The sequence below is a fragment of the Aeromonas australiensis genome (assembly GCF_000819725.1).
GTDB lineage: Bacteria > Pseudomonadota > Gammaproteobacteria > Enterobacterales > Aeromonadaceae > Aeromonas > Aeromonas australiensis.
Map to the genome: position 1 here is coordinate 1 of NZ_CDDH01000012.1, position 17,317 is coordinate 17,317.

11 protein-coding genes are annotated in these 17,317 nt (G+C 62.2%); 4 read left to right on the forward strand and 7 right to left on the reverse strand.

All coding sequences use genetic code 11. The features are described 5' to 3' along the window. On the reverse strand, positions 1 to 250 hold a 250-nt coding region (locus tag BN1117_RS01990; protein ID WP_040094517.1), incomplete at its 3' end, for a DUF533 domain-containing protein. A gap of 132 nt (positions 251 to 382) precedes the next feature. Here BN1117_RS01990 and BN1117_RS01995 point away from each other — a divergent pair. Then, on the forward strand, positions 383 to 856 hold the full coding sequence (locus BN1117_RS01995; protein WP_040094519.1) for an acyl-CoA thioesterase: 474 nt from the start codon (positions 383 to 385) through the stop codon (positions 854 to 856). A gap of 95 nt (positions 857 to 951) precedes the next feature. After that, positions 952 to 1,107, forward strand: coding sequence for a pleiotropic regulatory protein RsmS (gene rsmS, locus BN1117_RS18840; protein ID WP_082032537.1), 156 nt, complete (start codon positions 952 to 954; stop codon positions 1,105 to 1,107). A 126-nt stretch (positions 1,108 to 1,233) separates the two neighbouring features. On the opposite strand, the gene rluF is transcribed toward rsmS, so the two are convergent. Beyond that, positions 1,234 to 2,253, reverse strand: a complete 1,020-nt coding sequence (rluF, locus tag BN1117_RS02000) for a 23S rRNA pseudouridine(2604) synthase RluF (RefSeq protein ID WP_040094521.1) — start codon at positions 2,251 to 2,253, stop codon at positions 1,234 to 1,236. 561 nt (positions 2,254 to 2,814) lie between these two features. Here rluF and BN1117_RS02005 point away from each other — a divergent pair. Beyond that, entirely contained in the window at positions 2,815 to 3,753 is a 939-nt protein-coding gene (locus BN1117_RS02005; protein WP_040094635.1) for a hypothetical protein, read from the forward strand. A 56-nt stretch (positions 3,754 to 3,809) separates the two neighbouring features. On the opposite strand, the gene BN1117_RS02010 is transcribed toward BN1117_RS02005, so the two are convergent. The 5 genes from BN1117_RS02010 to BN1117_RS02030 form a co-directional block, all read right to left on the reverse strand. Next, a complete protein-coding gene (locus tag BN1117_RS02010; protein ID WP_040094522.1) occupies positions 3,810 to 4,058 on the reverse strand; it encodes a hypothetical protein in 249 nt (82 codons plus the stop codon). Positions 4,059 to 4,180: 122 nt separating this feature from the next. After that, the gene (gene pbpC / locus BN1117_RS02015) at positions 4,181 to 6,604 is read right to left on the reverse strand and encodes a penicillin-binding protein 1C (protein ID WP_040094524.1); all 2,424 of its coding nucleotides are present in this window, start codon (positions 6,602 to 6,604) and stop codon (positions 4,181 to 4,183) included. 10 nt (positions 6,605 to 6,614) lie between these two features. Beyond that, positions 6,615 to 11,498, reverse strand: a complete 4,884-nt coding sequence (locus tag BN1117_RS02020) for an alpha-2-macroglobulin family protein (RefSeq protein WP_040094526.1) — start codon at positions 11,496 to 11,498, stop codon at positions 6,615 to 6,617. A 165-nt stretch (positions 11,499 to 11,663) separates the two neighbouring features. Next, positions 11,664 to 12,323 carry a DedA family protein gene (locus BN1117_RS02025; protein ID WP_040094527.1) on the reverse strand — a complete coding sequence of 220 codons (660 nt, stop codon included), beginning with the start codon at positions 12,321 to 12,323 and terminating at the stop codon, positions 11,664 to 11,666. 214 nt (positions 12,324 to 12,537) lie between these two features. Then, on the reverse strand, positions 12,538 to 14,226 hold the full coding sequence (locus BN1117_RS02030) for an FAD-dependent oxidoreductase (protein ID WP_040094529.1): 1,689 nt from the start codon (positions 14,224 to 14,226) through the stop codon (positions 12,538 to 12,540). A gap of 135 nt (positions 14,227 to 14,361) precedes the next feature. On the opposite strand from BN1117_RS02030, the gene BN1117_RS02035 reads away from it, so the two are divergent. After that, entirely contained in the window at positions 14,362 to 17,298 is a 2,937-nt protein-coding gene (locus tag BN1117_RS02035; RefSeq protein WP_040094531.1) for a sensor domain-containing phosphodiesterase, read from the forward strand. The last annotated feature ends 19 nt before the right edge of the window (positions 17,299 to 17,317 follow it).

A 17,317-nucleotide genomic window follows, 5' to 3' on the forward strand; every position in this document is an offset into this window, starting at 1 on the left:
CTGCAACTGTGGGCGGCGCCGCCTGCTGGGCCTGCCAATCCTGATAGAGCTTGTAAGCCAACCCGCCAAGGGCTGCGGCGCCGCCCACAGTTGCAGCCTTGCCGCCATATTTGCGCATCTTCTTGTTGCCCAGCAGCAGTCCGAGCGCGCCACCGGCCAGCGCCCCCTGTATCTGCCCTTTGCGCTTGTCGCCCCCGTCGTTGAGCCAGCCTTTGCCAGCCCCCAGCAACTGTTCCAGCATCTGTTTCATGGTGTCACTCCTGCGGCTATGTTCCCGTCAATAGAGCAAGATAGTGACTCCGCTCCCCTGAATCGGGGATGAACCCTTGACCGGGCAGGCCGATGGGGCAAAGCTCAGGGAAACTCTTCAGGCAATAAGGATATGACTGTGCCCAATCGCGAACTGACCCTGCAATTTCTGGCCGAGCCCTCCGACGTCAATTTCGGCGGCAAGGTCCATGGTGGCATGGTGATGAAGTGGATCGATCAGGCGGGCTATGCCTGCGCCGCCGGCTGGTGCGGCGGCTATGCGGTGACCGTCTACGTGGGGGGGATCCGCTTTTTGCGCCCCATCCAGATTGGCCAGCTGGTGGAGGTGCACGCCCAGGTGATCCACACCGGCACCACCAGCATGCATCTGGCGGTGGATGTCTACAGTCGCCACCCCACCGAGACCGAGCGCCACAAGACCACCCACTGCATCATCATCTTTGTGGCGATGGATGAGCAGGGCAAACCGACCCCGGTGCCCCAGTGGCAACCGGTGAGCGAGAGCGATCTGCAGTTGCAGCAGTACGCCAAAAAGCTGATCGCCCTGCGCGAGGAGATCGACAAGGAGATGCGCCAGCACCTCTGACCTTGGTGACCCCCTGCCCGACAGAGCGGGGCGCTTTCGGCCAACGGCGGCGCCCCTGTATAATCCCCCCTCTTCCCGCAACCGGAACCCTGCCCATGTCACTGGAAACTGCCCCGCCCGAGGTGAAACTCGCGGTGGATCTTATCGAACTGCTGGAAACCAATGAGCTGGCCCCCGAGCTGGTGCTGGCGGCACTGGCCATCGTTCAGCGCGACTATGAGCGCAAGCTGGCAGAGCAACCAGGCCGCTGAATCAAGGCCAAGCGGCCGCCGCGTTACTCAGGTTGGTTGGTAATCCCCCGCAAAACCGGGGCGCAAAAGCAATACACCGGCCAGAGGCCGGTGTATTGGAGAGCAAAAAGGACGCAGCGGGCGAACTCAGCGCCCCTTCTTCTGCCGTCCGGCGTTCGCGGTACGCGGCTTGCCTGCTGCCGGTTTGCCACCCTTGCCGGGAGCCCCTTTGCCAGCACCGCCCTTGTTGGCAGCACCTTTGCCCGCGCCACCCTTGCCCACCGGCAGCTTCTTCTCGAAGGCTTCCGGGCCCGGCACATTGGGGCGCCCGCCAATCTCGTGATCGTCATCGCGGCGCGGCTTCTTGCCCTGCCCCGGCTTGGCGCTTTGCCCCGCAGGGGCCTTGGCCGCCTTCGGTTTGTCGCCTTTGGCCGGTTTCACCTCGGAGGAGGAGTCCTCAATCAGCTTGAACAGGTCGATCAGCTCGTCGTCGGTGAGATCGCGCCACTCGCCCACCGGTAATCCCTTGAGGCTGACGTTCATGATGCGGATGCGCTCGAGCTTGGCCACTTCAAAACCGAAGTACTCGCACATGCGGCGGATCTGGCGGTTAAGCCCCTGCACCAGGGTGATGCGAAAGACAAACGGCGCCTCTTTCTTCACCTTGCACTTCTTGGTGACAGTACCGAGGATCGGCACCCCGGCAGCCATGCCGCGCACAAACTCGTCGGTCACCGGCTTGTCGACGGTCACCAGATACTCTTTTTCGTGATCGTTGCCAGCCCGCAGGATCTTGTTGACCAGATCGCCGTGGTTGGTGAGGAAAATCAGTCCCTGCGAATCCTTGTCGAGCCGCCCGATAGGGAAGACCCGGGTACTGTGGTTGACGAAATCGACGATGTTGTCCTTCTCGCCCGCCTCTGTGGTACTGACGATGCCCACCGGCTTGTTGAGGGCGATCAACACCAGACTGTCCGCCTCGCGCGGCTCGATCACCTGACCGTTGACCTTCACCAGATCACCAACCTGCACCTGATCGCCGATCCCGGCCCGCTTGCCGTTGATAAAGACGTGGCCCTGCTCGATAAAGCGGTCGGCCTCGCGGCGCGAGCAAATACCGCTTTCGCTGATGTATTTGTTCAGGCGCATGGATTCGTTAGCCAGCATGGGTCACCTGCCAGAGGGGATAAACCCCATCCTGTTGTTCGGTTGCGTGCGTCGGCCATGCCGGACACATGATCTGCGGCATCAGCCTCTCCATTACGTCGATTTTCTGCATACGGCTCCCATTTCACGAGACCAGTGCCGGCCCATCCGGCAAAAAAGGGCGACACATTACCACATTGCCTGCCACAGCACGCCGGATTATCGCCAACTCCGTCGTACCAGCGACACAATTGCGGGCCCACTCACAAAGCAAGACCCCGTTGCACGACGCAACGGAAGCAAACAGGAGCCTAACCCACGCAAGCACACTTTCACCCGTTGGCATTTGACATCGCAAGAAAACCTCGATTATATCGCCGACCAGATGGGTCACTCAGACCTTGAAATGTGTCAGTCCAGTTACGGGAAGTGGATCATATCCGCCATAGGTTCCAGGCTGCGCGGATCGGGGACCTGATGACATCAAAAGGCCATATTGCCCCAACCGCGCCCCAAGAAAACGGCAAGTAACTATAAGGCATTGTTTTTAAAGTGGTAAAAACTTACATCTACTACCCGGGCATGGAAGTACGAGACGAACTCTGGCTCAAGTTTGCCCTGCTCTATCTGGAGCGGCTCGCCTTTGTCTTCACCGTCAGCGAAAAGAGCGGTCTTATCGCCCTGCAACAGAGCATCGAGCAACAGACAGACCTGCTGGCCGAGCGACCAGATGCTGCTTTCTTTGCCGCTATTACTCCGCAACTCGAAAGCCAACTCACCGGTCTGCTCACCCCCGACTTTGTTCGCCACAAGGTATTTGGCAACAAGGAGCTGGTGACCCGCTGGCGTCAAGAGGCCAACCACGACTGCTTCTGCCCGGATCAGGCGGGACTGGAGCGACTGCACGGTTTTTGCCTGAGCCACGGCTTTGCAACCCGGGATGAGGGGGGGATCAGAATGGCGCGCCGCTTTGCCAACCTGCTCTCCATGCGTCTCGCCCGCGAGTGGGCGCTCGCCAATGATGGGGCACTCATTACCGATCACGACTATCTCGACCGCCTGCTCCACCTGCTGGAATCCCGCTACCATAACCGGGGTGGCCAGGATTGCTTCCACCTCGAGATCCCGCTGCAAGTGCCCACTCACCTGGCCGACATTCCGTTTGCCGAACTGATTGCCCTGCGCGGGCGCAGCGGCTTTCGTCAACAGCTGGCCGAATTTCATCTGGCTCTCAACGCTCTGCTCGCCATGCTGGGCAGCGGCTACGCCGATCCCGCCGTGTTGACTCGCTTCGAGCAGGCCCGGCAGAGGCTCAATCAACTGCTGGGGCCCGAGACCATCAGCATGCCACTTACCACACTCGTCAGCACCAGCCTGCCTGCCATGGCGATGCTCCACCAGTTAACGGCAAGCCATCCTGCAAGCAATCTCATCTTCCATCCCATCAAGAAGAGCCATTTTCACCAGCGCAAGAGCCAACACTTCTTCACCCGGCTCGGTCATCTGCGCCAACCGGGTTGAAACAGCGGCATGCAAAAAGGGGTTGGCCTCTGCCAACCCCTTCCGTTATCTGCGGCCTACCAATCATCACCTCGGTGATTGACCTGCTCTTGCGCCTGTTTGCGCGCCTCTATTGCCTGGTCACGGCGGATATTGGCAGGGGTACAGGCAAACTGTTTCTGATAACAACGCGCAAAACTCTCGGAAGCAGGTTCGAAAGGTGAATAGAACCCGGTACGTTCAGGAGAAACATGGTGATCACCATGATTGGTCGTGGTACAGCCCGAACTCATCAGCACCAGCAAGGGACACAGAACACGCAGCAAAAGAGAACTCCCGATTGGATTTTAATGAATTCGTAATTATTCATAAATCAACCCATCCAATCAAATATTGATGCATTTCAAATAGTTAATTACATTCACCTCAATGGCTGTCGGCAAAATGTTCAACGGATGATGGTGCCGGTATCACTGTCAGGATGCACCACACGAAACTCGATACGATCGCTGTTGCCCGCTTCATCCACCACCACCAGCTGATAACGACCCGCCACGCTCAGCACCTGATCCCCGTCCCAGCGCAGCCGTTGGCCGTTGAGAAACCAGGCTGGCTTACCGACACCGCCGAGCACCTTGGGCTGCAACCGGTAGCGCTGACTGCGGATAAGGTTGCCCTCCCCCAGCGCCACAATGCGAATAGGGGACTGCAGCTCGGCGCGCTGCCCCTCTCCCGCGCAGCCGCTGGCAAGCAGCGCCTGTCGTCGCTCGTCGGGCGTTCGCCACGGCTCCAGCGACAGCGGCCAGAGCGCCCGAAAAGCGGATTGCGCCGCATCCTGGCAGCGGGTCAGGGTCGGCTTGCCCTCGGCGTTCAGTGCAACTTGGCGCAGTGGCGAGGGCCAATCCATGGGATCCGGCAAGGTGGGAGGATCCCGCCCTTCCAGCAACCAGGCGCTCTGTCGCTGCAAACAGGCTTCTGGCAGAGTCGCGCTCATTTTGCGCCCCAACGGCCAGCAGATCTCGGCTTCGCTCACCGTGTTGGGTTGTGCCGGCAGAGGGCTGTTGTCAGCCAACCGCGAGTAGACCGACAGCAGCAGCGGCACCGCCGCACTCTGGCCGTAAAAGCCGGGCATGGGGGTGCCATCGGGGCGCCCCAGCCAGACGCCGATGGTCCAGCGCCCGGAGACCCCCATAGCCCAGCTGTCGCGATAGCCATAGCTGGTGCCGGTCTTCCAGGCCAGCCGGTTAACCCGGCCGGTTGCCTCGCTGGTAAAGGGTTGATCCGCCCGCCCCTGCGCGCTCAATATCTGCCAGACGATCCAGGCCGCTCCCGGGCTCAGCAAAGGGCGTGACACCGCCTGCTGCTCCGCCAGCCAGACCGGCATCGCTACCTGCCCCTGCCGGGTCAGCGCACTGTAGAGCGCCACCAGCTGCTCGAGCCGAATGCCTGCCGCCCCCAGCGCAATGGCCGGATTGGGTTTATCGGAGAGCGCCAGCCGCACTCCGGCATTGTCGAGACGGCTGACCAGCTTGTCGGCCCCAAGCGCCTCCAGCACCTGCACCGCCGGCACATTGAGGGATTGCTGCAGCGCCTGAGCCAGGGTCACTGGCCCCTGAAAGGCACCGGAGAAATTGGCGGGACGATAATCCGAGCCCAGTCTTGGCGCATCGGAGAGCAGAGAAGCCGAGTGCACCAGCCCCTCGTCCATCGCCAGACCGTAGATAAAGGGCTTGAGGGTAGAGCCGGGGGAGCGGATCGCCTGCACCATGTCCAGATAACCGTGGCGGCGCAAATTGCCATACTCGGCGCTGCCCACATAGGCGCGCACCGCCATGGTTTGGTTGTCCACCAGCAGCAGGGCGGCGGAGGTCTGCTCGGGGAAACGGCGGATATAGCTCGCCACCCGACCCTCCAGCCAGCGCTGCAGATCGCCATCGATAGTGGTGTGCACCAGCGCTCCCGCCTGATGGTTGGCAGCGAGGCGGGCAAACAGCGGCGCCTCCATCGGCGTGAAGTGACCGCGGGCCAGCACCGGCTCGATGCGTCCCTCCAGCCACGCCTGTTCGGGCCAGACACCCTGAGCCACCAGCCGCTGCATTACCTTGTCACGGGCGGTGCGGGCCCGCTCGGGGTGGCGGTCCGGCCGGTTGCGGCTGGGGGCCTGGGGCAGCACCGCCAGCAGCGCCGCCTCGGCATGGGTCAGCTTGGCAGCGCTCTTGCCAAGGTAGGCAAAACTTGCCGCCTGCACCCCCTCCAGGTTGCCGCCAAACGGCGCCCGGTTGAGGTAGACGGTGAGCAAGGTGCGCTTGTCGTAATGCCACTCCAGTTGCAGCGCACGGGCCATCTGGCGCAGCTTGCCGGGCACGCTCCTGTGGTAGGGTTCGATAAGACGCGCCACCTGCATGGTGAGGGTCGAGCCGCCCGACACGGCCCGCCCGTAGCGCAGCCACTGCCAGACCCCCCGCACCATGGCCACCGGATTAACCCCGGGATGACGCCAGAAGTAGCGATCCTCGTAACCCAGCAACGCCTCGATATAGCGGGGGGAGACCTGCTCCAGGGTCACGGGGTAGCGCCACACGCCGCTGGTATCGGCAAAGGCGCGCAGCGGTCGCCCCTTCATGTCGAGCACCACCCTTGCGTAGGCAGGGTCGAGTGGCGGCGGCGGGAAAATGCGATCCAGCGCCAGCAATGACAGCAGCAGTGCTACAACGCCCAGCACCGAAAAGCGCAGCCAACGTGACAGGCCACCAAGCCAAAGCAAGCAAGCGCGGCCAGTGCGACCCAGGCTCAGCCAACCACGCTGCCAAAAAGTGAGCGGGCGAACCCGCTCAAGGGAGGGGTCGTTACTCAGAGGGCGTCTGCGACCCATCAAGCGCCAGCTACTCAGAGATACGCACCTCGTGGATATCCTCACCCACAGCCCGCAGCTCGGGCCGGTACATATCCTCCACCTGGGTCGGCGGCACCTGATAGCGACCCGGCGTCACCGCCCGCATCAGGTAGACCAGCTGCTGGTTGCTCCCCTCGCTCAGATCCAGCGCTGCCGTGTAGCGGTCATCGCGAAACGCCTGATGCTTGAGATAGTCGTTCCACTCGCTCTGCCACGCCGGTTTCCCCTCAATGGAGAGCTCTTCGAGCTTGATGCTGTTGCCAAGGGCCGGGTTCTCCAGCTCGAAGCCAGCGGGCACCATCTCCACCAGCAGGGCATCAGGCACCGCCGATTCGCTGCTGACATTGAGCCGCACCACCACCAGATCGCCCACCTTCACTTTGGCAGGATCAAAACGCTGACCGTCGCTGTTAAACCAGCTGCGGGTCACACTCATCCCCTTGCTGATCCGTGCTGGCGCCTGTTCGGGATAACCTACCAGGGTGCGCTGCACATAGAGGGAGCCCTTGCCCTCGTTGGTAACGGCGCTGGCGGCCAGTGCCTCGGGGGCACCCAGCAGCAACGGGGCCGAACCATTCAAGGCGTCGCTGCCAGAGGATGAAGCAACCCCGGCCTGCCAGTCGACGGCCGGATCGAAACGGGCGAGTCGCAACAGGGCGAGCCGCTCCTGGGTGCTGAGCCACTGACGGTGAGCCAGGGTATCGGCCACCTTGGCGCTGAGATCAGGCCAGCGCTCCGCAGCCAGCTTGTGCTGACGCAGCAAGGCAAGCTCGAGGGCCTGATCGCGCAGCGGCGAACCGTAATCCCCGAGATAGTCGTCACCACGCTCGGTCGCCAATGCCCGGCTGAGGACCTTGGCGGCGCTCTGCTCATCCCCCATGGCTGAGAGGGCCAGCGAGAGGTGCAAAAGCGGCAAGCCGGAGCGAGCGTGATCGGCCTGCTGCTCCCAGATAAGGCGCAAGGTAGCGAGCGGCGCCTTGCCCACCCGGGCCAGCACATAGGCACTGTAGGCCTGATAGGCCAGCCGGCTGTGCTCGGGGGCACTGCTCCAGCGCTCGCCATACTGGCTGTCGGTGAGATAGCTTTGCAGCCGGTTCAGCGCCTGATTGAGCATCGCCTCCGGCACGGCGTCGCCTGCCTCCTTGCGCGCCAGCAGGTAGTCGGCGGCATAGGCGGTGAGCCACTGCTCCTCGTCGGAGCGACCATCCCACAAACCAAAGCCACCGCTCGGCAATTGCAACCGCTGCAACCGTTGCAGCAGGGCGCGCTGCAGATCCGCCTCGCTCGCAGCTTTCTTGCCCTCTGCGGGTTTGCTCCAGGCGGCCCGCTCATCCGCCGTGGTCAGCAAGTAAGGCCAGGCCCGGGACAAGGTTTGCTCCAGACAGGCGTAGGGGTAGTCGGCCAGCGCCTGCCACTGGGTTGCCGGATCCCAGGGCGGGGTGCCGGAGAGGCTGAGCAGCCCCTGCAGGTTAGTGGGATCCAGCCCGGCCAGCTCAGCTGGCGCAAAGCTCATCTGTTGGCCGGGAGCCAGCATCTGGTAACGCTGGCGCGTCTCGGCCGGCCAGGGGGAGCGCAGCGGCAAAGTCCAGTCGCGGCTGATGGCAAAATCCTTGCCGCTGGCCGCCAACTGCAAGCTCGCCACACCGCTCGCCCCGGTCACGGTGAGCGGCAGAGTCAACCACTGCTCCTCGCCATTTTTAAGGGACAGGGTGCCGGGCAACTCGCCATGTGCCTTGAGCCCGCCATTGAGGGTCCAGACAAGGGAGAGGGTCTGATCCTCGCCGCTCATGTTGCGCAGCTGCACCAGCGCCCGGGTCTCATCCCCTCTGGCGCCAAAGCGCGGCCAGCCGATCTCGGCCACCAGGGGCGCCACCACCTTGACGGCGCGCTCGGCCTCGCCGACCTGCTGTTCGTTCCAGGCCAATGCCATCAGTGCCAACTCGCCGTTGAAGTTGGGCAGTTCGAGCGGGATCAACGCCTTGCCCTGCTGGTCAAAACTCACCTCGCCGCTCCAGAGCGCAGCTATCTCGACCCGGCTCTCCAGCGCGCCACCCTTTTTCAGCGACGCCCGGTCACCCCCATAGTTGAGTCGGGCCAGCTTGCCATCCTGCGGCGGGATCACTTGCCCGTAGTTGTCGAACAAATCTTGCGCGAAGCGCTTGCGGCCAAAGAAGATCTCGAACGGGTCGAGAGGCTGGTAGTCGCTGATGTTGAGCACCCCCCGATCCACCGCCGCCAGCACCACCCGCCCCTGACTGTTGGGGGTGGAGGTGGCGGTCACTTCCAGTCGGGTGAGCGGCACCGCTTTATCAGGCGCGCTCAGGGTGAGCGGCAGACGGCGCGCTTCCCGATCCAGGGTGAGCGGCACCAGCCCGACCGAGCGCAGGCTCTGCCCCTGCTGCTTGCCGACTGGTCTGGAGGCGCTGTCTGGCGCGGCGATCTGGGCCGAAATGTGCAGATCATGACGCAGCCATTCGGGGCTGACCGGGATCTCGAACTCGCCGCGGGCATCCTTGGCATCGCCATCGGCCCCCTTGAGCTCGATGCGTTGCCACCAGCGCAAGCCGTCGCCATCTTCCACCAGCAGCAAGCCCTTGCCGGGGCGCGGGGCCACCAGCGTCACTTTGGCCTTGTCACCCGCCTGATAAGCGCGTTTGTCGAGGGTGATGGCAATCTTGTCGGGCCGCGCCTGCTCGCCACCGCCGCCCCAGGCGTAACGACCGATCTCCACCCGCAGGCTCGATTGATGGCCCTGACTGTTCTCCACCTCCAATCGATACCAGCCCGCCGCCAGTTGCAGCGTGAGCGGGGTCGGCCCCTTGCCGTCCAGCTGCAGGGTCTGCTCCTGCTCCAGATAGGGCTGGCTGTTAAACTCGTACTTCCACCCCTCGCCATCGGCGTAGTGCCAGTAGTAGTCGCGGTACTCGTTGATAAGACGCACCTTCACCGACCCCGCCACCGGTTGACCTTGCTCATCAAGGTTGAGGATCTGGAAGGGGAGCGGCTTTCCCCCCTCTACCCGATCCGCCACAAAATCGGCCTTGAGCGCCGGCCACTGGCTGCCCGCGGGCCAGCCATACTGGGTGCGGCTGCGATTGACGGCGCGGCCGCCGGGCTCGGCGAGGGAGACCCGATAGGCCACCTCCAGCGGCCCGAGCACGCGCACTCCATCGAGCTCATCGGTAAGCGAAAACGTCCCCTGCCCCTGCGCGTTGAGGGTGAGACTGCGCGCCTCAAGATCCTTGGCCTGCTCGGCGAGCAGTACGTCACCCAGGGTGAACTCCTGCCACTGGGTAAAGGGCATGGTAGCGCGGCTGATTTTCACCTCCGCCTTCGCCTTGGTGCTGCTCGCGGGCGCACCGTAGAGATAGTCCCCCTGCAGTGGCAGGGTGAGGGCGGCGTCCAAATCCGTCACTTCACCATCCGGCCCCTTGCCAAGCTGCAGTTTGAGCCGCTCCGGCAAAAACTCCTCCACTAAAAAGGGCCACTCGAAGCGGCTGCCGGCAGCGGTCTTGAGGTTGATGGTCCAGCGCCCGAGCGGCGCATCATCCGGCAGACGCAGACCGTAGTGGGCCGCCCCCAAATTGTCCGGCAGCAGCCGTTTCTGTTCGAGCAGCTGGCCGTCCGGCTGTTTCACCTCCAGCTCTACCGCCATGCCCGGCAGCAGCTGGCCATCTTGGCCCTTGAGCAGGATCTGACTGTCGAGCCGCTCGCCGGGGCGATAGAGGTCACGCCCGCTAAACAGATAGAGCTGCTGGGCCTGCCAGGGCTGGGTGCCGAGATCGAAGGTGGAGAGATCGAGCGCAGCCCCATCGAGGCGCAGCACCGCCAGATGGGTGCCCTGTTCGGCCAGCAGCAGGCGGGCCCCCTGCACCTGGTCGAAGCGACGGTGGCCACGGTTGTCGGTCTGTTGCACCTGCAGCCGGTTGCCCTTCTCGTCGAGCAGGGAGAGCTGCACATCCTTGAGGGGGTCGGCGCTGGCCAGGGAGCTGACGAACACCTCCAGCTGATCGCGGTAACGGCGGGCACTGAGCCCCATGTCGCTCACCGCGAAATAGGTGGTCTCCTTGCGCCAGTCGTAGTTGCCAAGGGGGGACATCACCGCAAAGTAGACGCCAGCCTCCGCCAGTTGCGGCTCCTTGACGTTGATAAGGCGGGTCTCGCGCCGGTTGGCATCAAGCTCCAGGGCGTAGCGGCCGCTGAATACCCGCTTGGCCCGCTGGGTGATCTGCTCAAGCTCCCAGTTGCCCATGCCGGCACCGGGGCGATATTCCGCCAGGAAACGGGGCAGATATTCCGCATCGACCCGAAAGAAATCGATATTGACCTCGTCCACGTTGACCGCGCTGATGGGCAGGCGAAGTTCCTGACGAAGTGGCAATACCATGCCGCTGGCGCTAAACGACGCGCCCGCCTCCAGCGGCCGGGTTTTGAGGGTCCAGCTCTGAGGGGATGGGCCCAACCCCGCCTTGAGGCTCACCTCATAACGTTTATTGGGCTGAACATTCGGGAAATAGAGGGTGCGGCCATCGTCGGCGAGGATCCACTCCCCCTGCAGCTGCTTGCCCCCTTCACTGACCGAGAGCCAGCTCTGCCAGTTGGCCTTGGGCGCCAGGGTGCCGGAGAAGACCAGCGCCAGCGCCGGGGCATCGCGATATTGACGGGCATTGGCCTGTACCACAGTCGTTGGTGCGCCTGCTTCCTGTTGCGCAGTGGATTCTGTGGTCGGTACTTGGCTGGCGGGCTTGTCAGGGCCGCAACCAGACAGCAAACCAACCACCCCGCAAAGCAGCAGGGTCGACCAGCGGCGGCGCAGAGCGCCGATTCCAGCGGCAGAGCAGTGAAAAGCAGAGGGAGAGTCGAAGAGGCGCATAGGTTCCATCCCGAGTTGGAGCGCTGCAAACGCAGCGTGGCTGGAAACAGGATAAGGCATCCTGCTCACCCGACACAAAGCTCATTACCCGAATGGGCACAATTCCGCGCCCCTACTGCACGAGAATCCCCTTGCCCACTGATCCAGTGCGGCAAGGGTTGTCATCTAGTCGTGGCTGGTCTCGTTTTTTGCTCCGCCTTTGAACCAGCGAAACAGGATGGCCATGACGGCCGCCAGAAACAGCACCAGCGAGGTAATCAGCAGCGCCCGGGTCAACAGTTCGCTGTGGTGGAGAAAGAAGGGAGTATTCATCGCCAGTTTGCCTACCAAACTGAGGCAGAGCGCCCACATAAAGGCACTGGCAAAGCTGGCCACACTCATGCGCAGCACATTTAGTCGGCCAATTCCCATCAACATGGGAGTCAGCACTCGCACAAACGGGATAAAACGGGAGGAGAACATCGCCAGAAAACCGTACTTTTGCAGCAGCCGGGTCGCCTTGGGCAGGCTGTCAGGGGGGAGCATCCGCTCGATATGATCCATAAAGCGGGTGCGCTGCAGTGCCCGCCCCTGCCAGTAGGCGAGCACAGATCCTATGCCAGCAGCCAACGGCAGATAGATAAGGGTCACTTCGGGGCCAAATACTCCCATGCCCACCAGCCCCCCGGCCAGCAGCACCAGACTGTCTCCCGGAAGAGGCATAAAGACAAAAGCGGACTCAAGCAGCAGCACCAATATCAGGCAGCCGATCAGCAGATGCACCGCCTGCATCTGAACCAGGGCGTCAAAATCCTGATGCCAAATGGCCATCAGCATATCCAACATGTCACTCTCCCTACTACACGGTTCATGTTCCAAGATGCACGATTTATAACGCCCCTCCCCTGAACAAAACGTTAATTTTGTCCGGCATGGGAAATAAAGTGTGTCGAAATATTGCTGCAATTAGGGGATGCAAGGAGGGCAAACAGCAGAGATAAAAAGCCCCTCATCTTGCACGCACAAGGGAGAGGGGCAAACAGGCACAGAAATAAAACGGTTACTCGGCGGTGGCCATCTGCCAGGTTTTAAAGCCGCCGGAGAGATTCTTCACTTTAAAGCCGTGCTGGCTCAGCAAGCGGCAGGCGACATGGCCGCGTAGCCCGACCTGACAGCTGATCAGCAGCTCTTTCTCTTTGGGCAACTCATGGAGGCGACCACGCAACTCGTCGAGGGGGATATGCAGCGCCCCCGGAATGCGGCCCAGCTTGTCGAGCTCGGGGCCATTGCGCACATCCACCACCAGCTGATGGGAGTGACGAGCCTCAACCTCGGCCACATGGCAGAGCAGGGTGTCCCCCTTCAGGTGGTTGCTTGCCACAAAGCCCGCCATATTGATCACATCCTTGGCTGAGCCGAACGGCGGCGCATAGGTAAGCTCCAGATCCTGCAGGTCAAACACGGTGAGACCGGCGCGCTGGGCCACCGCCAGCACGTCGATGCGCTTGTCGATACCATCCTTGCCGATGGCCTGGGCGCCGTAAATCTTGCCATCCGGGGCAAACAGCAGCTTGAGGCTGACCGGATGGGCACCGGGGTAGTAACCGGCGTGGCTGCCCGGGTGGACATAGACCTTCTCGAACGGCAATCCCAGTTGCACCAGTCGCTTCTCGTTGAGGCCAGTGCTGGCCACCGCCAGATCAAACAGCTTGCAGATGGCGGTCCCTTGCGTCTTCTTGTAGGTTTCAGCTCGGCCCAGCATGTTGTCGGCGGCGATGCGCCCCTGCCGGTTGGCGGGGCCCGCCAGCGGGATCAGCACAGCTTCGCCGGTGACGAAGTCAATCTCTTCCACCGCATCCCCCACCGCGTAGATAAAGGGATCCGAGGTACGCATCCCGGCATCCACCTTGATGCCGCCCCGTGGCCCCAGCTCCAGCCCCGCCTTGGCGGCGAGCAGGGTTTCCGGCTTGACGCCGATGGCGAGGATCAAGAGACCGGTATCAAGATGGGAACCGTCATTGAGGGTCAGGCGCAGGCCACCGCTTTTGGCGGTCGGTACGGCGGAGGTCTTCTCGGCTGGCAGATCCAGACTCTCGATGGCGGTGAGGCCGGTGCGCAGGCGCAGGTCGATCCCCTCTTCCCGGATGCGGGCATGGAGCATGTTGGCCATCTCTTTGTCCACCGGCGCCATCACCTGATCGGCCAGCTCCAGCAGGGTAACCTCCAGCTTGCGCTGGTGCAGCGCCTCCATCATCTCCAACCCGATAAAGCCGCCGCCCACCACGGTAACGTGGCGTGGCTGATCATGGTGAAGAGAGGCCAGGATCCGGTCCATGTCCGGGATATTGCGCAGGGTATGGACACGGGGGCTGTCGATACCGGGGAAAGGAGGACGGATCGGCGCAGCCCCCGGGCTCAGCAGCAGCACATCGTAATGCTCGCGCAGCTCTTCACCGGTTTGCAGGTTGCGCACCAGCAAGGTCTTGCCCGCCTTGTCGATCTCGATTACATCGTGGAAAACCCGCACATCGACGTTGAAACGGCGCTTGAAACTCTGGGGAGTCTGCAGCAGCAAGGCATCCCGGTCGGGGATATCCCCCCCGATGTGGTAGGGCAAACCGCAGTTGGCGAAGCTGACAAACTCGCCCCGCTCGAACATCACGATCTCGGCCTCTTCACTCAAACGACGGGCACGAGCCGCCGCCGAGGCGCCCCCCGCGACACCGCCGATAATCAGGATCCGTTTCATCTGCAAGACTCCTCATACATGATAATGGGTTATAAATTAGATCTTTCTAATTTAGATTTCAATGAAATTTTGTTTCGCACCATTTTGCAGTATTCTTGCTACCCCGACGGTTGCTTAACAGGATGTTGTTTGTTCATGTCGTCTACCGCACTCAGTCATCTTCCTCCTGCCCGCCAGACGCCACTCTTTTTCCGGCTGGATCGGCGCAGTCAACGGCTGGTCGCCTTGACCGACGTGATGCAAACCCCGCTCTACTGGCTCGACGAGCCGCGCGCCCCCTGGCCTGCCCAGTTACCCGATGCCCTGCGCCTGCCTATCGAGCAACTGCTGACCAACGGCTATGGCGGCCAGATCACAGTCCGCTTTGCCAGTCAGCGATGGCATATCGCCCTCGCTCACGAGCAGGAGGGCTTCTGGCTTATCTGCCTGCAGACCCAGCGCCAGGCTCCGGTGGCCGATCTGGCACTGCAACTGCCACGTCTCAGCCAGATGGCAAGCCAGCAACAGTATGCGCTCCTGCTGGAGACCCTTAAAGAGTGTATCGGGGCCGATCGGCTCATTCTCTGGCACTATCAGGCCAACGGCGAGCTGGGCTGCGAGCAGCTGACCCCTGTGTTCACTTTGGGGGTCGAGGCGCTCTACCCCATTCGTGGTGACAGCCGCTATATCCGCGCCCTGCGAACCCGCAAATCGTTGAGCTTCTCGGAAGCTGCCCACCAGCCGATGCTGAGCAATCACCTCTATCTGACCAGTGCCGGTGTGCGCTCACGCCTCGATGGCGCCCTGCTGGAGCAGGACAAGCTGTGCGGGGTGCTGAGTCTGGAATATCTCGACCCCACCCCCCTTAGCGAGGAGATGCTGCAACTGGTACGCAGCAGCGCCCAGCTGCTCGGCCACTGGCAACCGCAACCGGAAGAGCGCCGTACCGAGTTGGCCCTCCCGCCCGAGCTGCACCAACAGACCGGCATCGACTACTGCAAGACCCTGGTAAGCTGGGCCATGAGCGCCAGCGGTGCCCGGGTGGGCTGGATCGGCGAGTTCCAACCCCGCGGTCAGGATCTCTGGATCATCCCCCGCTGCGTCATAAATGAAGAGATCTTCCCCACCCTCAAGCCCATCCAGCTCGACCCCGGCCCCGCTCAGGAGCTGTTCCAGCACGGTCAGGCCATCTATGTGGAAGATCTGCCCCTGCGCTATCCCAAGGCAACCCGGCTGCTGGCCCTCAATGCCAGCGCCTACATCGGCATTCCGCTTCATGGCCAGAGCGGCGCCCCCATTGGCCAGATCACCCTGCTGCTCGATACCCCCCTTGAGGCGCCCGAGCAGTTGCTGGATCTGTTGAGCAGCCAGCACGAGCGGGCCGCCATCGAGCTCAAGCGCCTCGCCGCCGACGATGCGCTGCGGCTGGCTGAGGTCGCCTTCAATACCCACGATGGACTGATCGTGATGGATCACAACGGCATCATCCTCAAGGTGAACCACTCCTTTAGCCGGATCACCGGATTTGGCGAGGTAGAGGTGATCGGTCACTCCATTCGCAAGCTGCGCCCCACCTACTACGGGGATCATCTCAAGGAAGATGTCAGCCGTACCGTCAACGAGCAGGCGTTCTGGCTCGGAGAAGAGCGCTGCCTGCACAAGGATGGTCACCTCTTTCCGGTGCGCTTGATGGTGAACGGGGTCAAGGATGAGCAGGGAGAGCTCAGCCACTTCATCTGCAGCTTCTACGACATCACTCAGGAAAAAGAGGCGGCCAGACACATCGAGCAGCTCGCCTACTACGACGATCTCTGTGGCCTGCACAACCGGCGCAGCCTCAACCATATTTTGCAGCAGACCCTGAGTGCCCCCAACGGCCAGTGGGGCGCCCTGCTGCTGGTCGATCTCGACAACTTCAAGTCGATCAACGACTCCCTCGGTCACATCTGCGGCGATTTGCTGCTGCAGGCCGTGGTGCAACGCTTCAAAGAGCTGCCCCAGGACAATCTGGTGCAGGCGCGCATCTCGGGGGATGAGTTTGCCCTGCTCTTTACCCAGCTGGGACAAGGGGAAGTCACCGCCAAAATTCTGGCAGAGCACTTCGCCCGCGAGCTGATGGGGCTGTTTCGCACCCCGTTCGACATCGGCGATCACAAGCTGCACTGCAGCGCCTCGGTGGGGATCAGCCTCTTCTCCGGCAACGAGACGGATCATCTGGTCCTGATGCAACAGGCTGACACCGCGACTCACATCGCCAAGCGGACAGGTCAGGGCAGCTACGTCTTCTTCACCGAGGCAATGGCCCAGCAGGAAAGAAACCGCCTGACCCTCACCAACCAGTTGCGCGATGCCCTGCGCCATCACGAACTACAACTGCACTATCAGCCCCAATACCGGGTCGACAATGGCTCGCTGTCGGGTATCGAGGCTCTGCTGCGCTGGCAGCGCTGCGACGGCACCATGGTGCCACCCGGGGAGTTCATTCCCATCGCCGAAGAGACCAGCCTGATCCTCGAGATCGGTTACTGGGTGATGAAGACCGCCTGCGCCCAATACAGCTTTTGGCTCAACCGCGGCCTGCTGATCCCCCATCTGTCGGTCAACGTCAGCGCCCGCCAGTTCCATACACAGGGCTTTGTGCAACAGGTGGAGTACATCTTGCGCGATACCGGCGTGCCTCCCTCCCGCCTGCTGCTGGAGGTGACCGAGTCGGTAGTGCTGGAGAATCGACGTGAGAGTATCGCCAGAATGCGCCAGCTCAAGGAGCTCGGCATCCTCATCTCCATCGATGACTTCGGCACCGGTTACTCGTCGCTGGCCTATCTGCGGGATCTGCCCGCCGATGAGGTGAAGCTGGACAGAAGCTTCATTCAGACCCTGGTACACAGCGAACAGGACAGAGCCATCGTCAAGGCGATCCTCGATCTGGCCCAGGTCTTCCGCTTTACCGTCACCGCCGAAGGGGTGGAAGAGGAGGCGCAGCTGGCCATCCTCAAAACACTAGGATGCCAGCATTATCAAGGGTTTCTCACCAGTCGGCCGCTCACCGTCAAGGGGCTGGAGCAGCTGCTTGGCAGCCGGACGCCGGACTAAAGGTGTAGGATCAATAGGG

What these genes read in the sequence shown, in the direction of transcription:
- BN1117_RS02035 (WP_040094531.1), top strand. Translation starts at nt 14,362, where the DNA reads ATGTCGTCTACCGCACTCAGTCATCTTCCTCCTGCCCGCCAGACGCCA.
- BN1117_RS02020 (WP_040094526.1), bottom strand. Translation starts at nt 11,498, where the DNA reads ATGCGCCTCTTCGACTCTCCCTCTGCTTTTCACTGCTCTGCCGCTGGA.
- BN1117_RS01995 (WP_040094519.1), top strand. Translation starts at nt 383, where the DNA reads ATGACTGTGCCCAATCGCGAACTGACCCTGCAATTTCTGGCCGAGCCC.
- BN1117_RS02030 (WP_040094529.1), bottom strand. Translation starts at nt 14,226, where the DNA reads ATGAAACGGATCCTGATTATCGGCGGTGTCGCGGGGGGCGCCTCGGCG.
- BN1117_RS02005 (WP_040094635.1), top strand. Translation starts at nt 2,815, where the DNA reads ATGGAAGTACGAGACGAACTCTGGCTCAAGTTTGCCCTGCTCTATCTG.
- pbpC (WP_040094524.1), bottom strand. Translation starts at nt 6,604, where the DNA reads ATGGGTCGCAGACGCCCTCTGAGTAACGACCCCTCCCTTGAGCGGGTT.
- rluF (WP_040094521.1), bottom strand. Translation starts at nt 2,253, where the DNA reads ATGCTGGCTAACGAATCCATGCGCCTGAACAAATACATCAGCGAAAGC.
- BN1117_RS02025 (WP_040094527.1), bottom strand. Translation starts at nt 12,323, where the DNA reads ATGTTGGATATGCTGATGGCCATTTGGCATCAGGATTTTGACGCCCTG.
- rsmS (WP_082032537.1), top strand. Translation starts at nt 952, where the DNA reads ATGTCACTGGAAACTGCCCCGCCCGAGGTGAAACTCGCGGTGGATCTT.